Here is an 11,949-nt window from a genome sequence, read left to right on the forward strand (position 1 = left end):
AGAGGTGTTCTCTCTCTTTTCAATTTAGCCTTTTTATTGTATTCAGCATAATCGTCGTTTATATAATCATTATTTTTACGAAAAGTGTCTGATTTAATCCTTCTATATGTTGAACGCCGATTAAAGCGTTTAAACTTGAAATCCTCACTATTATTAAATATTACAATACAGTTTGTCAAACGATAATTCTAAACAGGTTCCGGATATTGAGTGCGTGAAGGCGGCAGTTCGCTCAAAATATCTTCAATATTCAATACGAGTTTCGCCCCTTCCTGGATCAGCCTTGAAGGACCGAAAGAGTTGGCGTCAAAGATCGGACCAGGCACGGCGAACACCTCCCGCCCCTGCTCAAGGGCTTGATATGCTGTGATGAGCGACCCGCTCTTTTCCTTTCCCTGGACGACAACGATTCCTTCCGTTAATCCGCTGATCAGCCGATTTCGCATCGGAAAGTGCCATTTTTGAGGTTTAACGTGGGGAGGGTGCTCTGATACCAGCAGGTGGTTTTCGGCCATTTGACCGGCGAGCTGGCGGTGTTCACGGGGATAAATGCTATTGAATCCGCCCGCGATGACGCCGATTGTCCTTCCCTTTGAACAGATGCTCTCCTGATGTGCAAGACCGTCAATTCCTTTTGCAAGGCCGCTGACGATCGTCCAGCTTTTTTTGCAAAGCTCCCTGACAAGGTGAACCGCTGCTCTTTTTCCGTATAATGACGGGCTGCGGGTTCCGACGATTCCGATCAGTCTTTGTTCATTGAGAAGTTTAACATCTCCTTTTAAAAAAAGGACGGGAGGCGGGTCATGAATGGTTTTCAAGCTGGCTGGATAATCGGGGGAACATATGGCGGCCATGCGGACTCCAGCCGCTTCGTAAGAACGGATGAGCCGTTTAACATTAGACAGTTCTTGTTCCGCCAGTTTTCGTATGGAGCACAAGTCTGATCTTTTTAATGAAAGCTTCGTTAAAAGATGGTTTTTTTCGCCCGTAAGAGACAAGGAAGGATCCTGCTTCCACCACTTGGTCAGCAGAGAAGGGGAGAGTGTGCCGCGAAGGCGGAGCAATATCAAAAGCTCGCTGCTGTCGTTCATTCAAAAACCTCCAAACATTTTTAAAACAAAACAATCTGAAAGTACTAAACGATTTAACCAGTTATGAAAAAGCAGGAATAGACCAATCGGACTATTCCTGCTCATGTTAAGATCAGTGTGTTTTACACGTTTCGTAAAGGCCTTTTTCCTTCAGCACTTTAATCAATGTTTCTCCCATAACAGAAGGCGTTTCAGCCACTTCGATTCCGCAGGCGTTCATCGTTTTGACCTTTTCGTCCGCCGTTCCTTTTCCTCCGGAAATGATGGCGCCGGCATGCCCCATACGCTTGCCAGGAGGCGCTGTTTTTCCTCCGATGAAACCGACGACAGGTTTGGTCATGTTGGCTTTCACCCATTCGGCCGCTTCCTCTTCAGCTGTTCCGCCGATTTCGCCGATCATGATTACCGCATGTGTATCAGGATCTTCATTAAACGCCTTCAGCACATCGATGAAGTTCGTCCCGTTGACAGGGTCTCCGCCGATGCCCACTGCCGTTGACTGGCCGACTCCTGCTTCTGAAAGCTGATGAACCGCTTCATATGTAAGGGTTCCTGAACGCGACACAACGCCGACATGGCCTTTTTGATGGATATATCCGGGCATGATCCCGATTTTACACTCCTCAGGCGTAATGACTCCTGGACAGTTCGGACCGATGAGCCTTGTTTTCTTGTCTTCCATATACCTTTTAACTTTTACCATATCCAGCACCGGAATGTGCTCAGTAATACAGATGACAAGATCAAGCTCAGCATCTGTCGCTTCCATAATCGCATCGGCTGCAAAAGCCGCAGGAACGTAAATGACAGACGCATTTGCCCCGGTCTGCTTTACAGCCTCTTCGACCGTGTTGAACACAGGCACCCCTTCAACCTCTGTTCCGCCTTTGCCCGGTGTGACTCCGCCGACAATTTTCGTTCCGTATTCAAGCATCTGCTTTGTGTGAAACAAAGCGGTTGAACCCGTTATCCCCTGAACAATGACTTTTGTGTCTTTATTAATAAATACACTCATTTTGGTCCCCTGCCTTTCTTACTTCACTAAGGATACGATTTTCTGCGCGCCGTCAGCCATTGATTCCGCAGACGTAATATTGAGTCCTGAATCATCGAGGATCTTCTTGCCGAGATCGACATTGGTGCCTTCAAGGCGAACGACAAGCGGCAATGTCAGACCGACTTGTTTCGTCGCTTCAACAACACCTTCTGCAATGACGTCGCATTTCATGATACCGCCGAAAATATTGACAAAGATCCCTTTGACGTTTTGATCAGACAAAATGATCTTGAACGCTTCCGTTACCTTTTCAGCTGTCGCGCCGCCTCCAACGTCAAGGAAGTTGGCCGGTTCCCCTCCGTAGTGCTTGATAATGTCCATGGTCGACATCGCAAGCCCCGCTCCGTTGACCATGCAGCCGATGTTTCCATCGAGCGAAATATAGCTTAAATCATACTTGGATGCTTCGATTTCCTTCGGATCTTCTTCATCGAGATCTCTGTACTCCAAGATGTCTTTTTGTCTGTATAGCGCATTGCTGTCAAAGTTCAGCTTGGCGTCAAGGGCCATGACTTTTCCGTCACCTGTGACGACGAGCGGATTGATTTCAGCAATGGAACAGTCTTTTTCAGTAAACGCCTTGTACAATCCCATCATAAACTTAACAGCCTGGCCGACAAGCTCTTTCGGGATATTGATGGCGAAGGCGATTTTTCTCGCCTGGTAACCCTGCAGTCCGACAGCCGGATCGATCACTTCTTTGACGATTTTTTCCGGCGTTTTTTCAGCGACTTCTTCAATTTCCGTGCCGCCTTCTTCGGATGCCATCAGCACGATGCGTGAAGTCGCCCTGTCAAGAACCAGACCGACATAGTATTCTTTTTTGATATCGCAGCCTTCTTCAATAAGTAAGCGTTTTATTTGCTGGCCGTCAGGACCCGTCTGGTGAGTGACAAGCGTCTTCCCCAACAATTCATCCGCATAGGCTTTGACTTCTTCTTTTGATTTTGCAATTTTAACCCCGCCAGCTTTACCGCGTCCGCCGGCGTGAATTTGAGCTTTCACGACATAAACCGAGCTGGACAGCGCTTCCGCTGCTTTGACCGCTTCATCTGCTGTAAATGCCACTTTACCTTCCGGAACAGCCACTCCGTATTGTCTGAGTACTTCTTTCCCTTGGTACTCATGGATATTCATTTCCCATCCTCCTAACTTATGTAGCAAAAATAAAAATAGACTGCGCTTTCATTTTATATAATCATAGATCGATTGTCTAGGTTTCGATGAGAAATCGTAAAATCCTTCTAAACATTCACACTTTTATTTTATTAAAAATATAAAATTAATAGAGGAAACGGCTTTTTTTCAAAAGTCATTCCCTCTTTTTCATTTTTTCATCAAGCGTATAGACGAATGAAAAGATCTCGGCGACGATTTCGTAAAGCGCTTCAGGAATGTGATCGTCAAGCTCCAAGTGGCGCATTAATTCGACAAGCGTCGCATCTTCCTGAATCGGAACGCCGGCTTTCTGCGCCTCTTCAATGATCTTCTCCGCCGTGTATCCCGATCCTTTGGCAACCACCTTCGGCGCCTTATCCTTCATTTCATCGTAGTGAAGCGCAACAGCTCTTCTTAATGGAACAGATTCTTCCTTCATATTTTCACATCCACTGCGCTCTCTGTAATTTGTTCAAAGCGGGCGTCCAGAAAAGGAGCAAGCTTCATGTTTTCCCGTTTTTTTGCTGTGACGCCTGACAAGCTGTAGCCCAGTTCTTTCAGATTTTCCTTTAAAGCGGGGACCAGCGGTTCAAGCAAAGGCTCCAAGTCGAATCCTGTTTCAATTGTAACCGTCATGACGTTTTGCTGGATTAAACAATCGATCACCGTCTCTTCCAAGGCCTCCAACTGAAGGTAAAACATAAGGCGGCACTGGGAAGGGTCGATCTTTCCGTCGTCCTTTTTCTGCCCTTTTAAGAAAACGGTCAAATCCTGAACGCCGTTCTTTGAAAACAAAGGGTACGACAGAAAAAGCTGGCTCTGGGCAGGCTGATCATTTTGCAAAAACAGCTGTCCGTTTAAACGGTGAAAGATTTGATCAGCTTCCTGTTTTACAGGAGCGGGAAGATCGGAAGCATGCCTCATTTCATTCAGCACGAGCTTTAAAGATTGAAGGCCCTGATCTTTGAGAACAGCGCCGTTTTCCATCGCTCTCAACAATGAGAGTTCATCTCTGACGCCTAAAAGGTCCTTGATCTTGAGGAGAACGGAAAATACATCGGCTTTATTCGTTAATGCAGGTGCTGTTTCTTTCATGATATGCTGCAATAATTCCGTCTCTTTTGGCGTAAATCCGCCCGGAACGGCCGGAGCTTGTCCTAGAGATCCGCTCGATTCAAGCGCTCTGATGACGCCTGCCGCTTCTTTTACAATATGCGTCCCGTTCGTTTCGGCTTGTGCCGCCAATTTAGCGAGCAGGTCTTTAGCTGCCGCGATTTCTGCTTTTTGCGGCTGCTGCTGAACAGCTTTTGCTTCTTGTCCTTGGGTGCCGCCGGCGTCAGCTTTTTGCAAAGGATTCCCAACTTCTGAATGAACCTGCGGCTTTAATGGCTGAACGCCCTGCAGTTCTCCTTTTTCGAGCGACCTGACGTGTTCTGCAAGCTTTTGAATCAGCCTTTCGGCATGCACCTCGGTCTCCGTTTGTAAAACAGGCAAAAGCGCCTGCTTCAGCTTTTCCATGCCTGCGGATTGCTGAGTGGCGTTCGTGATCATATCAAATGTTTTGGCAATCTGCTCGTTCAGCGGTACGGGGTTTTTGACGGCCAAAATCGAATCGAGCACGCCGGGATGGACGGGAAGTTCGCGTTTAAGAGCGAACATGACGGCATCGGCGCCTTTTTGGGCGTCAGACTTCGGCAGATTTTCAAGCCACTTGATGGCGGCTCTTAAATCGTTTTCCCTGATCGGCTGCTGCTCCTTCAGCAACGCTCCGACCAGAAAGACAGCTTCCTTCGTCCGCTTCAGAGAAAGCCCGTTCAACAGCTTAAAAGCGGCATCCTGCACTGTCTTCGGGTTTTTGTCAAACGCTTCAACGACCTGAAGGCGGCCTGTCGCTTCATCAGGCTTCTTTTCATACGAAAACCAGTAATGAGCGCCCGCTTTCAGGGGTGCCTCAAGCTTCCCCTGCCATTTCGTATTGCCGATTTGTATTTCGGCGAACTGCTCGCTGATAAAGCGGAGCACTTTGCCGAGCATCAGCCTTTTCTGATCCGTCTCCGTTCCGCTGATCCGCTGGAGAGGATCAGCTTGTTCAAATTGTTTTCTTAAGCTGTTATGTACATCGTTCAGCATCATCAAAGTCATTCTTCCTCCGGAACGTTATTCATGTGCTTTAACAGGGGCGAACGATCTTCGGTGTATCGGCGACGGGCCGTATTTGGCAAGGGCATGCAGATGCTCTTTTGTTCCGTAGCCTTTATGCTTTTCAAACCCGTAGAGAGGATACTTTGCGGCGTATTCATCCATCAGCCTGTCTCTCGTCACTTTTGCGATGCATGCGCCTGCCGCTATCGATGCGCTTTTTGCATCCCCTTTAATGATCGATGACTGCTCTGTTTCGACTGCAAGCGACATGGCGTCGATTAGAAGATAATCCGGAGCGACGTCCAGCGCTTGGACCGCTTTCAGCATCGCCGCTTTCGAGGCTTCATAAATATTCAGCTCATCGATCTCATCAGCGTCAGCGATCCCGACGCCGACTGCTGCGGCTTCTTCCATAATGTATGAATAATAGTCTTCTCTTTTTTGCTTTGACAGTTTTTTCGAATCTGTCAGCCCTAATATTTCACAGTCTTCTTTGAGGATGACAGCGGCGGCAACAACAGGCCCTGCGAGAGGCCCTCTGCCCGCCTCGTCGATTCCGGCGATATATTGATAGCCCCGCGCTCTCAGCGACCGTTCGAAAGACGTCATCACCTGCCACTCTTCCTGCATGGCCGAAAGCCTTTCATTTTTCTTCAGCCAGGCGTCGACAAGCGCTTGGACGCTTTTTCGCCCATCATTTTTGCACTGCTCTATAAAAGGGTCTTTTTCATCACTCACCGATTGAAGATGTTCTTTAATTTCTTTGACGGTTAATGTTTTCACTTTCTCTTCTCCCCTAATGTTCTTATCGGCGCATCTCCTGCAAAAATAAAGGCCCGCTCTTTTAAAAGCGCGCCTTTTTACATATCCTCCGGCTTTTCAAAAGAAAGCGGACCGAACTTTTCGGTGCGGATATCGCGGATGATGACTTCTGTCGTCTTGTCGTAATTGATCTCGCCTCCGGCCATGAGACAGCCGCGTTTTTTTCCGATCTCATCAAAAAGCGCTGCAATCTCTTCTGGAATCTCTTCCAGATCGTAGCGCTTTTTTAAGCGCTCAGGGTAATTCTCTTCCAAAAAGCGCAAACCGTAGACGGCGACATCCTGCAAGTTGATAATCGAATCTTTAATTGCACCTGTTGCCGCAAGCCTCAGCCCGACAAGCTCGTCCTCAAACTTCGGCCATAAAATCCCCGGGGTATCGAGAAGCTCGAGCTCTTTTCCGACCTTCACCCACTGCTGCGCCGTTGTGATCCCGGGTCTGTCGCCCGTTTTGGCGATGTTTTTTTTCGCCAGCCGGTTGATTAAAGTCGATTTGCCGACGTTCGGAATGCCGACGATCAACGCTCTGATCGCGCGCGGCTTTACACCTTTTGCTTTCATTTTATCAAACTTTTCTTTCAGCAGCTCTTTTGAAGCGGGAAGAATTTGATTGAGCCCCTGTCCGTTGACCGAGTTGATGGCGAGAGAAGGAATCCCGTCTTTTTCAAAGTGCTGCTTCCAAGCCTTCGTCACGGAGGAGTCCGCTTTATCCGCCTTGTTGAGCAGCATGATCCTCGGTTTGTTTTTTAAAATCTCTTCAATCATCGGGTTTCTTGAAGACATCGGAATTCTGGCGTCGACCAGTTCGTATACAATGTCGATCAGCTTGAGTTTCTCCGTTACTTCCCGCCTCGCTTTGGCCATATGCCCTGGGAACCATTGGATCACCATTTGTCTGACACCTACTTTCTGTTATTGCTATTCTTTTAATGGTGCGGTGCATTTATACTTGTTTGACAAAAAAAGAGCTTGTTATGGTTAACAAGCTCTTTTCGTTCGTTATCTTTATCGTCTGATTTCTTTAATACGAGCCGCTTTTCCACGAAGTTCGCGCAGGTAATAAAGTTTCGCACGGCGTACTTTACCATGACGGACAACTTCGATTTTCGCGATTTTCGGTGTGTGCAATGGGAATGTACGCTCAACTCCGACACCGTAAGAAATCTTACGAACTGTGAAAGTTTCGCTGATTCCGCCACCACGACGCTTAATCACGACACCTTCAAAAACCTGGATACGCTCACGGTTACCCTCGACAACTTTAACGTGTACACGTAAAGTATCACCAGGACGGAACGCAGGCAAATCAGTGCGCAATTGTTCTTTTGTGATATCTTCAATCAATTTTTGCATCGTCTTCAACTCCTTCCAACAGATGCTCTTGCGCGAGTTAACCGGCACAGCGGAACATCGTTTTCAAACTTAAACGAGCGTTCCCGTTCAAGTCACAAGTAGTATCATACCACACCTTTTTTCCGGGTGCAATAGAATCTACCGGTTTTTCCATTCAGAAATCCATTTTCGCTCTTCTTCAGATAAAGGATAGTTTTCCAGAAGGTCGGGCCGCCTTAAAAAAGTGCGCCTGAGAGACTCCTTCCGCCGCCATTCTTTGATTTTCGCATGGTTCCCGGATGTCAGAACGTCCGGCACCTTCAGGCCTTTATAATCTGCCGGCCGCGTATAATGAGGGTGTTCAAGAAGCCCCGTGCTGAAAGAGTCTTCAAGGTGCGATTCTTCCTTGCCGAGCACGCCCGGCAAAAGCCGCACAACACTGTCTGCGATCATCATCGCCGGCAGCTCTCCCCCTGTCAAAACGAAATCTCCGATCGAAATTTCGTCTGTAGACAGGTGCTCTCTGATCCGCTCATCATACCCTTCATAATGCCCGCAAATGAACATTAAATGCTCTTCCTGCGCCAGTTCTTCAGCTTTCTGTTGGGTATAGCGTTCCCCTTGGGGGCAGACGAGGATGATTCTCGGAGACCCTTCGGCTTCAGCTGTCAGCTTTTCGACCGCATCAAAGACAGGCTGCGGTTTCAGCACCATTCCTGCTCCCCCGCCGTATGGATAATCATCAACGGTTTGATGCTTGTTGTCGGAAAAGGCCCGAAAGTTCACCACGCGAAAGTGGACAGCGTCCTTATCCTGAGCTTTTTGCAGGATCGACGAGCCGAGCACACCTTCAAACATTTCCGGAAAAAGCGTTAAAAAATCGATTTTCATTCGTCAAGTAACCCTTCCATGATATGAATCTTGATCGTTTGATCCGCCACATTAATCTCTTTGACAACGGCGTCGATATAAGGGATAAGCGCGTCTTTCTTTCCCGGTCTGGCCACGACCCAGACATCGTTGGCGCCCGGCGTTAAAATTTCTTTGACCTTGCCGATTAAATCCCCGTCTTCCGAAAAAACATCGCAGCCGATGATTTCGTGAAAGTAGTACTCGTCTTCCGCCAACTGGCTTAATTGGTCTTCGGGAACTTTAATCAAGGCATTCTTTAATTTTTCGGCTTCGGTGAGCGTTTCAACCTCTTTAAACTGCAAAAGGTGGAACTGTTTATGAAGCCTGTGGGCGCTGACGGTCACCTTGACAGGCTCGTCTGTTCCTTCACGGAACAAGTAGAGAGCGTTTCCGGGCTTGTACCGTTCCTCAGGAAAATCGGTTCTTGAAATGACGCGGACTTCGCCTTTTACCCCATGAGTATTAACAATTTTCCCTACATTAAACCATTGTTTCAGCATTTCTTCACCTCGGACGAATTTCAATGACGATCCCGTCTTTAATCACGATTGTTTTTCCCGTCGTCATATCATGCCAATTATCCCCGACTTCAATGTCCATTAAAGCGTCGATTTCTTTTTCCTTTACTTCGCTGCCAAGCGGCAGTGTATGGATTTGATTGATTTGAAAAACGATCATTTTAATCTTGTCCTGACGTTTTTCAATTTCTTTTTTAAATGATTCAGTCGCTGCCGGATTGTGGTGTTCCTTTTCGTGCTTCCTGAGCTGAAAATAGAGCTGGTTGCATTCGCGCTCAAGGATTTCCTTTCGTTCTTCAAAAGAAGCCAGCAGCTTTTTTTTGCTGTTTTCAGTCAAAACCTGCATAACGGTAACACGTTGGATAATTTGCATGGCATCATCACCTACTGTCCCGTGATTTTTCCTTTCCCTGAAATCCGGCAGCCTGGCATAAGCTGACAATCGGAATCGTTCATCTGTTTCTATTTTTCTTACATGTTAAAAAAGGGGGAGGTTTTCACCCTCTCCCCTTAGTCTGCGATCTCAAGTTGAACTTTCTTAGAAGACTGTGCGCCTGCCGCAAATACGACAGAGCGTATCGCCCTTGCAGTGCGCCCTTTTTTGCCGATGATCTTGCCGGTATCCTCTCTGTTGACAGACAAGCGGAACATCGTCCGCTCTGGATTTTCCTCTCTGAAAACCTGAACGTCATCCGGATGATCCACAAGCGGTTTGACCAGTGATACAATCAGCTCTTCCAAGTGCAGATCACTCATTATTTGCTTTGTTTAGCGTTGTGGAATTTTTCCATAATGCCTTCTTTAGAGAACAGGTTGCGAACCGTGTCAGACGGTTTAGCTCCTGTTTGAAGCCATTTAAGCGCAAGCTCTTCGTCAATTTTGACTTCCGCTGGTTTTGCAACCGGGTTGTAAGTTCCGACTGTTTCGATGAAACGGCCGTCACGCGGTGAACGAGAATCTGCTACAACAATACGATAGAAAGGAGATTTTTTTGCTCCCATACGTTTTAAACGAATTTTTACTGCCATTTTACTAGCACCTCCGAAAATATTTCAACAAGATAGTATATTAACAATGATAAAAGTGTTTGTAAAGTGTTTTTTCTTAACAACGTTTTTATCATCTGAAAACAGGTTTACATGAAGGGCAGTTTAAACCCTTTTTTCTTGCCTTTTGTCATGTTTGTCATCTGTTTCATCATTTTTTTCATTTCTTCAAATTGCTTTAAAAGACGGTTGACTTCCTGTACGGATGTCCCGCTTCCTTTCGCAATCCGTTTGCGCCTGCTTGCATTGATGATCTCAGGCTGCTCTTTTTCCTTCCCGGTCATCGACTTGATGATGGCTTCGATATGGCTGAGCTGTTTTTCATCAACTTTAACGTTTTTTAAGCCTTTCATTTTGCCTGCGCCGGGCATCATTTGAATCAGATCTTCAAGCGGCCCCATATTGCGGACCTGTCCGAGCTGTTCCAAAAAGTCGTCGAGCGTAAAGCTCATATTTTTCATTTTTTGCTCGAGTTCTTTCGCCTTTTCTTCGTCTACGTTGGCCTGGGCTTTCTCGATAAGGGTGAGCACATCGCCCATTCCGAGAATTCGCGAGGCCATCCGTTCGGGATGAAACGGCTCCAGCGCATCAAGCTTTTCGCCCATTCCGGCAAATTTGATCGGCGTGTTGGTCACGGCGCGGATCGACAAGGCCGCCCCGCCTCTTGTATCACCGTCAAGCTTCGTCAGAATGACACCCGTCACACCGAGCTGTTCGTTGAAGCTTTTGGCAACATTTACCGCATCTTGACCCGTCATGGAATCAACGACAAGGAAAATCTCTTCCGGCTGAGCTGTTTCTTTTACCTGCTCAAGCTCATCCATCAGGTCTTCATCAATGTGAAGGCGTCCCGCCGTATCGATGAGAACGTAGTCATGATGATCTTCTTTCGCCTTTTCGATGGCCTGCTTGGCAATCTCAACCGGACTGACCTTGTCACCCAGTGAAAATACCGGCATATCGAGCTGTTTGCCGAGCGTTTCCAGCTGTTTGATCGCCGCCGGGCGGTAGATGTCTGCTGCCACGAGCAGCGGATTGCGGTTATGTTTTTTGCGAAGCAGGTTGGCGAGCTTTCCGGTCGACGTCGTTTTACCGGCCCCTTGCAGACCGACCATCATGATGACGGTCGGCGGACGCTTTGCAGCGGCAATCTTGCTTTCCTCGCCGCCCATCAGCTCCGTCAGTTCTTCTTTTACCACTTTAATGACCTGCTGTCCGGGCGTCAGGCTTTTCATGACGTCTTGTCCGACAGCTCGTTCGCTTACCTTTTTCACAAAATCTTTCACGACTTTAAAATTGACGTCCGCTTCAAGGAGCGCTAAACGGACTTCGCGCATCATGTCTTTGACGTCTTGCTCCGTTACTTTTCCTTTTCCGCGGATTTTTGAGATCGTTTGCTGCAGTCGGTCGGCTAATCCTTCGAATGCCATATTAAGTGCCGCCTCCTAATCTAATTTCTCAAGCGCGTCGATCAGGGATTCCGCTTCGGGCTGACCGTCAGTCAGCTTTCTCAGCTCTTCAAAAATCTTATTGCGCTCTTGAAATTTTTTAAACAAAAGTAGCTTTTCTTCATATTGCTCAAGCATGGCTTCGGTCCGCTTGATATTGTCATAGACCGCTTGCCTTGAGACATGATATTCTTCAGCTATTTCGCCAAGGGAGAAATCGTCTAAGTAGTAAAGCGACATGTAGCTTTTTTGTTTTGATGTCAACAACGACTGATAGAAATCGAATAGGTAATTCATTCTCGTTGTTTTTTCAAGCGTCATGAGACTCTCCCCTTTGTTAAGTCAAATCCCTTTACGATACATTAGTTTACGCTGAAATATTTGATCTGTCAAGTTTTTATCTTGTCATACATGACGGCGAAAA

General features: G+C 47.2%; 15 protein-coding genes. All 15 read right to left on the bottom strand.

The features are described from left to right. Positions 1-188: 188 nt before the first annotated feature. Positions 189-1,091 carry a DNA-processing protein DprA gene (gene dprA, locus M1E06_RS12695; RefSeq protein ID WP_057957852.1) on the bottom strand — a complete coding sequence of 301 codons (903 nt, stop codon included), beginning with the start codon at positions 1,089-1,091 and terminating at the stop codon, positions 189-191. Between the two features lie 112 nt (positions 1,092-1,203). Beyond that, on the bottom strand, positions 1,204-2,106 hold the full coding sequence (gene sucD / locus M1E06_RS12700; RefSeq protein ID WP_048350337.1) for a succinate--CoA ligase subunit alpha: 903 nt from the start codon (positions 2,104-2,106) through the stop codon (positions 1,204-1,206). 18 nt (positions 2,107-2,124) lie between these two features. Continuing rightward, positions 2,125-3,285: an ADP-forming succinate--CoA ligase subunit beta gene (gene sucC / locus M1E06_RS12705; protein ID WP_026579739.1), complete on the bottom strand. Its 1,161-nt coding sequence runs from the start codon at positions 3,283-3,285 to the stop codon at positions 2,125-2,127. Positions 3,286-3,460: 175 nt separating this feature from the next. Beyond that, positions 3,461-3,745, bottom strand: coding sequence for a FlhB-like flagellar biosynthesis protein (locus M1E06_RS12710; RefSeq protein WP_025811381.1), 285 nt, complete (start codon positions 3,743-3,745; stop codon positions 3,461-3,463). Then, entirely contained in the window at positions 3,742-5,439 is a 1,698-nt protein-coding gene (locus M1E06_RS12715; RefSeq protein WP_048350338.1) for a hypothetical protein, read from the bottom strand. The genes M1E06_RS12710 and M1E06_RS12715 overlap by 4 nt, the downstream gene beginning before the upstream one ends. Positions 5,440-5,463: 24 nt before the next feature. Further along, a complete protein-coding gene (locus M1E06_RS12720) occupies positions 5,464-6,231 on the bottom strand; it encodes a ribonuclease HII (protein WP_048350339.1) in 768 nt (255 codons plus the stop codon). 77 nt (positions 6,232-6,308) lie between these two features. Then, positions 6,309-7,160: a ribosome biogenesis GTPase YlqF gene (gene ylqF, locus M1E06_RS12725; RefSeq protein WP_020451374.1), complete on the bottom strand. Its 852-nt coding sequence runs from the start codon at positions 7,158-7,160 to the stop codon at positions 6,309-6,311. A gap of 114 nt (positions 7,161-7,274) precedes the next feature. After that, on the bottom strand, positions 7,275-7,622 hold the full coding sequence (gene rplS, locus M1E06_RS12730) for a 50S ribosomal protein L19 (RefSeq protein ID WP_020451373.1): 348 nt from the start codon (positions 7,620-7,622) through the stop codon (positions 7,275-7,277). Between the two features lie 138 nt (positions 7,623-7,760). Further along, positions 7,761-8,492, bottom strand: coding sequence for a tRNA (guanosine(37)-N1)-methyltransferase TrmD (gene trmD / locus M1E06_RS12735; protein ID WP_020451372.1), 732 nt, complete (start codon positions 8,490-8,492; stop codon positions 7,761-7,763). Beyond that, positions 8,489-9,013 carry a ribosome maturation factor RimM gene (rimM, locus tag M1E06_RS12740; RefSeq protein WP_020451371.1) on the bottom strand — a complete coding sequence of 175 codons (525 nt, stop codon included), beginning with the start codon at positions 9,011-9,013 and terminating at the stop codon, positions 8,489-8,491. Before rimM ends, trmD begins: the two co-directional genes overlap by 4 nt. Positions 9,014-9,017: 4 nt before the next feature. Next, positions 9,018-9,404: a YlqD family protein gene (locus tag M1E06_RS12745; protein ID WP_020451370.1), complete on the bottom strand. Its 387-nt coding sequence runs from the start codon at positions 9,402-9,404 to the stop codon at positions 9,018-9,020. A 137-nt stretch (positions 9,405-9,541) separates the two neighbouring features. Continuing rightward, positions 9,542-9,787, bottom strand: coding sequence for a KH domain-containing protein (locus M1E06_RS12750; protein WP_023857213.1), 246 nt, complete (start codon positions 9,785-9,787; stop codon positions 9,542-9,544). Further along, positions 9,787-10,059: a 30S ribosomal protein S16 gene (gene rpsP, locus M1E06_RS12755; protein ID WP_006638197.1), complete on the bottom strand. Its 273-nt coding sequence runs from the start codon at positions 10,057-10,059 to the stop codon at positions 9,787-9,789. Before rpsP ends, M1E06_RS12750 begins: the two co-directional genes overlap by 1 nt. Before the next feature lie 107 nt (positions 10,060-10,166). Beyond that, positions 10,167-11,507, bottom strand: a complete 1,341-nt coding sequence (gene ffh, locus M1E06_RS12760) for a signal recognition particle protein (protein ID WP_020451368.1) — start codon at positions 11,505-11,507, stop codon at positions 10,167-10,169. Between the two features lie 15 nt (positions 11,508-11,522). Then, complete coding sequence (locus tag M1E06_RS12765) at positions 11,523-11,846, bottom strand: putative DNA-binding protein (RefSeq protein WP_020451367.1); 324 nt, start codon at positions 11,844-11,846, stop codon at positions 11,523-11,525. Positions 11,847-11,949: the final 103 nt, after the last annotated feature.

Source organism: Bacillus sp. AK124 (assembly GCF_053903085.1).

What these genes read in the sequence shown, in the direction of transcription:
- dprA (WP_057957852.1), bottom strand. Translation starts at nt 1,091, where the DNA reads ATGAACGACAGCAGCGAGCTTTTGATATTGCTCCGCCTTCGCGGCACA.
- sucD (WP_048350337.1), bottom strand. Translation starts at nt 2,106, where the DNA reads ATGAGTGTATTTATTAATAAAGACACAAAAGTCATTGTTCAGGGGATA.
- sucC (WP_026579739.1), bottom strand. Translation starts at nt 3,285, where the DNA reads ATGAATATCCATGAGTACCAAGGGAAAGAAGTACTCAGACAATACGGA.
- M1E06_RS12710 (WP_025811381.1), bottom strand. Translation starts at nt 3,745, where the DNA reads ATGAAGGAAGAATCTGTTCCATTAAGAAGAGCTGTTGCGCTTCACTAC.
- M1E06_RS12715 (WP_048350338.1), bottom strand. Translation starts at nt 5,439, where the DNA reads ATGATGCTGAACGATGTACATAACAGCTTAAGAAAACAATTTGAACAA.
- ylqF (WP_020451374.1), bottom strand. Translation starts at nt 7,160, where the DNA reads ATGGTGATCCAATGGTTCCCAGGGCATATGGCCAAAGCGAGGCGGGAA.
- rplS (WP_020451373.1), bottom strand. Translation starts at nt 7,622, where the DNA reads ATGCAAAAATTGATTGAAGATATCACAAAAGAACAATTGCGCACTGAT.
- trmD (WP_020451372.1), bottom strand. Translation starts at nt 8,492, where the DNA reads ATGAAAATCGATTTTTTAACGCTTTTTCCGGAAATGTTTGAAGGTGTG.
- rimM (WP_020451371.1), bottom strand. Translation starts at nt 9,013, where the DNA reads ATGCTGAAACAATGGTTTAATGTAGGGAAAATTGTTAATACTCATGGG.
- M1E06_RS12745 (WP_020451370.1), bottom strand. Translation starts at nt 9,404, where the DNA reads ATGCAAATTATCCAACGTGTTACCGTTATGCAGGTTTTGACTGAAAAC.
- M1E06_RS12750 (WP_023857213.1), bottom strand. Translation starts at nt 9,787, where the DNA reads ATGAGTGATCTGCACTTGGAAGAGCTGATTGTATCACTGGTCAAACCG.
- rpsP (WP_006638197.1), bottom strand. Translation starts at nt 10,059, where the DNA reads ATGGCAGTAAAAATTCGTTTAAAACGTATGGGAGCAAAAAAATCTCCT.
- ffh (WP_020451368.1), bottom strand. Translation starts at nt 11,507, where the DNA reads ATGGCATTCGAAGGATTAGCCGACCGACTGCAGCAAACGATCTCAAAA.
- M1E06_RS12765 (WP_020451367.1), bottom strand. Translation starts at nt 11,846, where the DNA reads ATGACGCTTGAAAAAACAACGAGAATGAATTACCTATTCGATTTCTAT.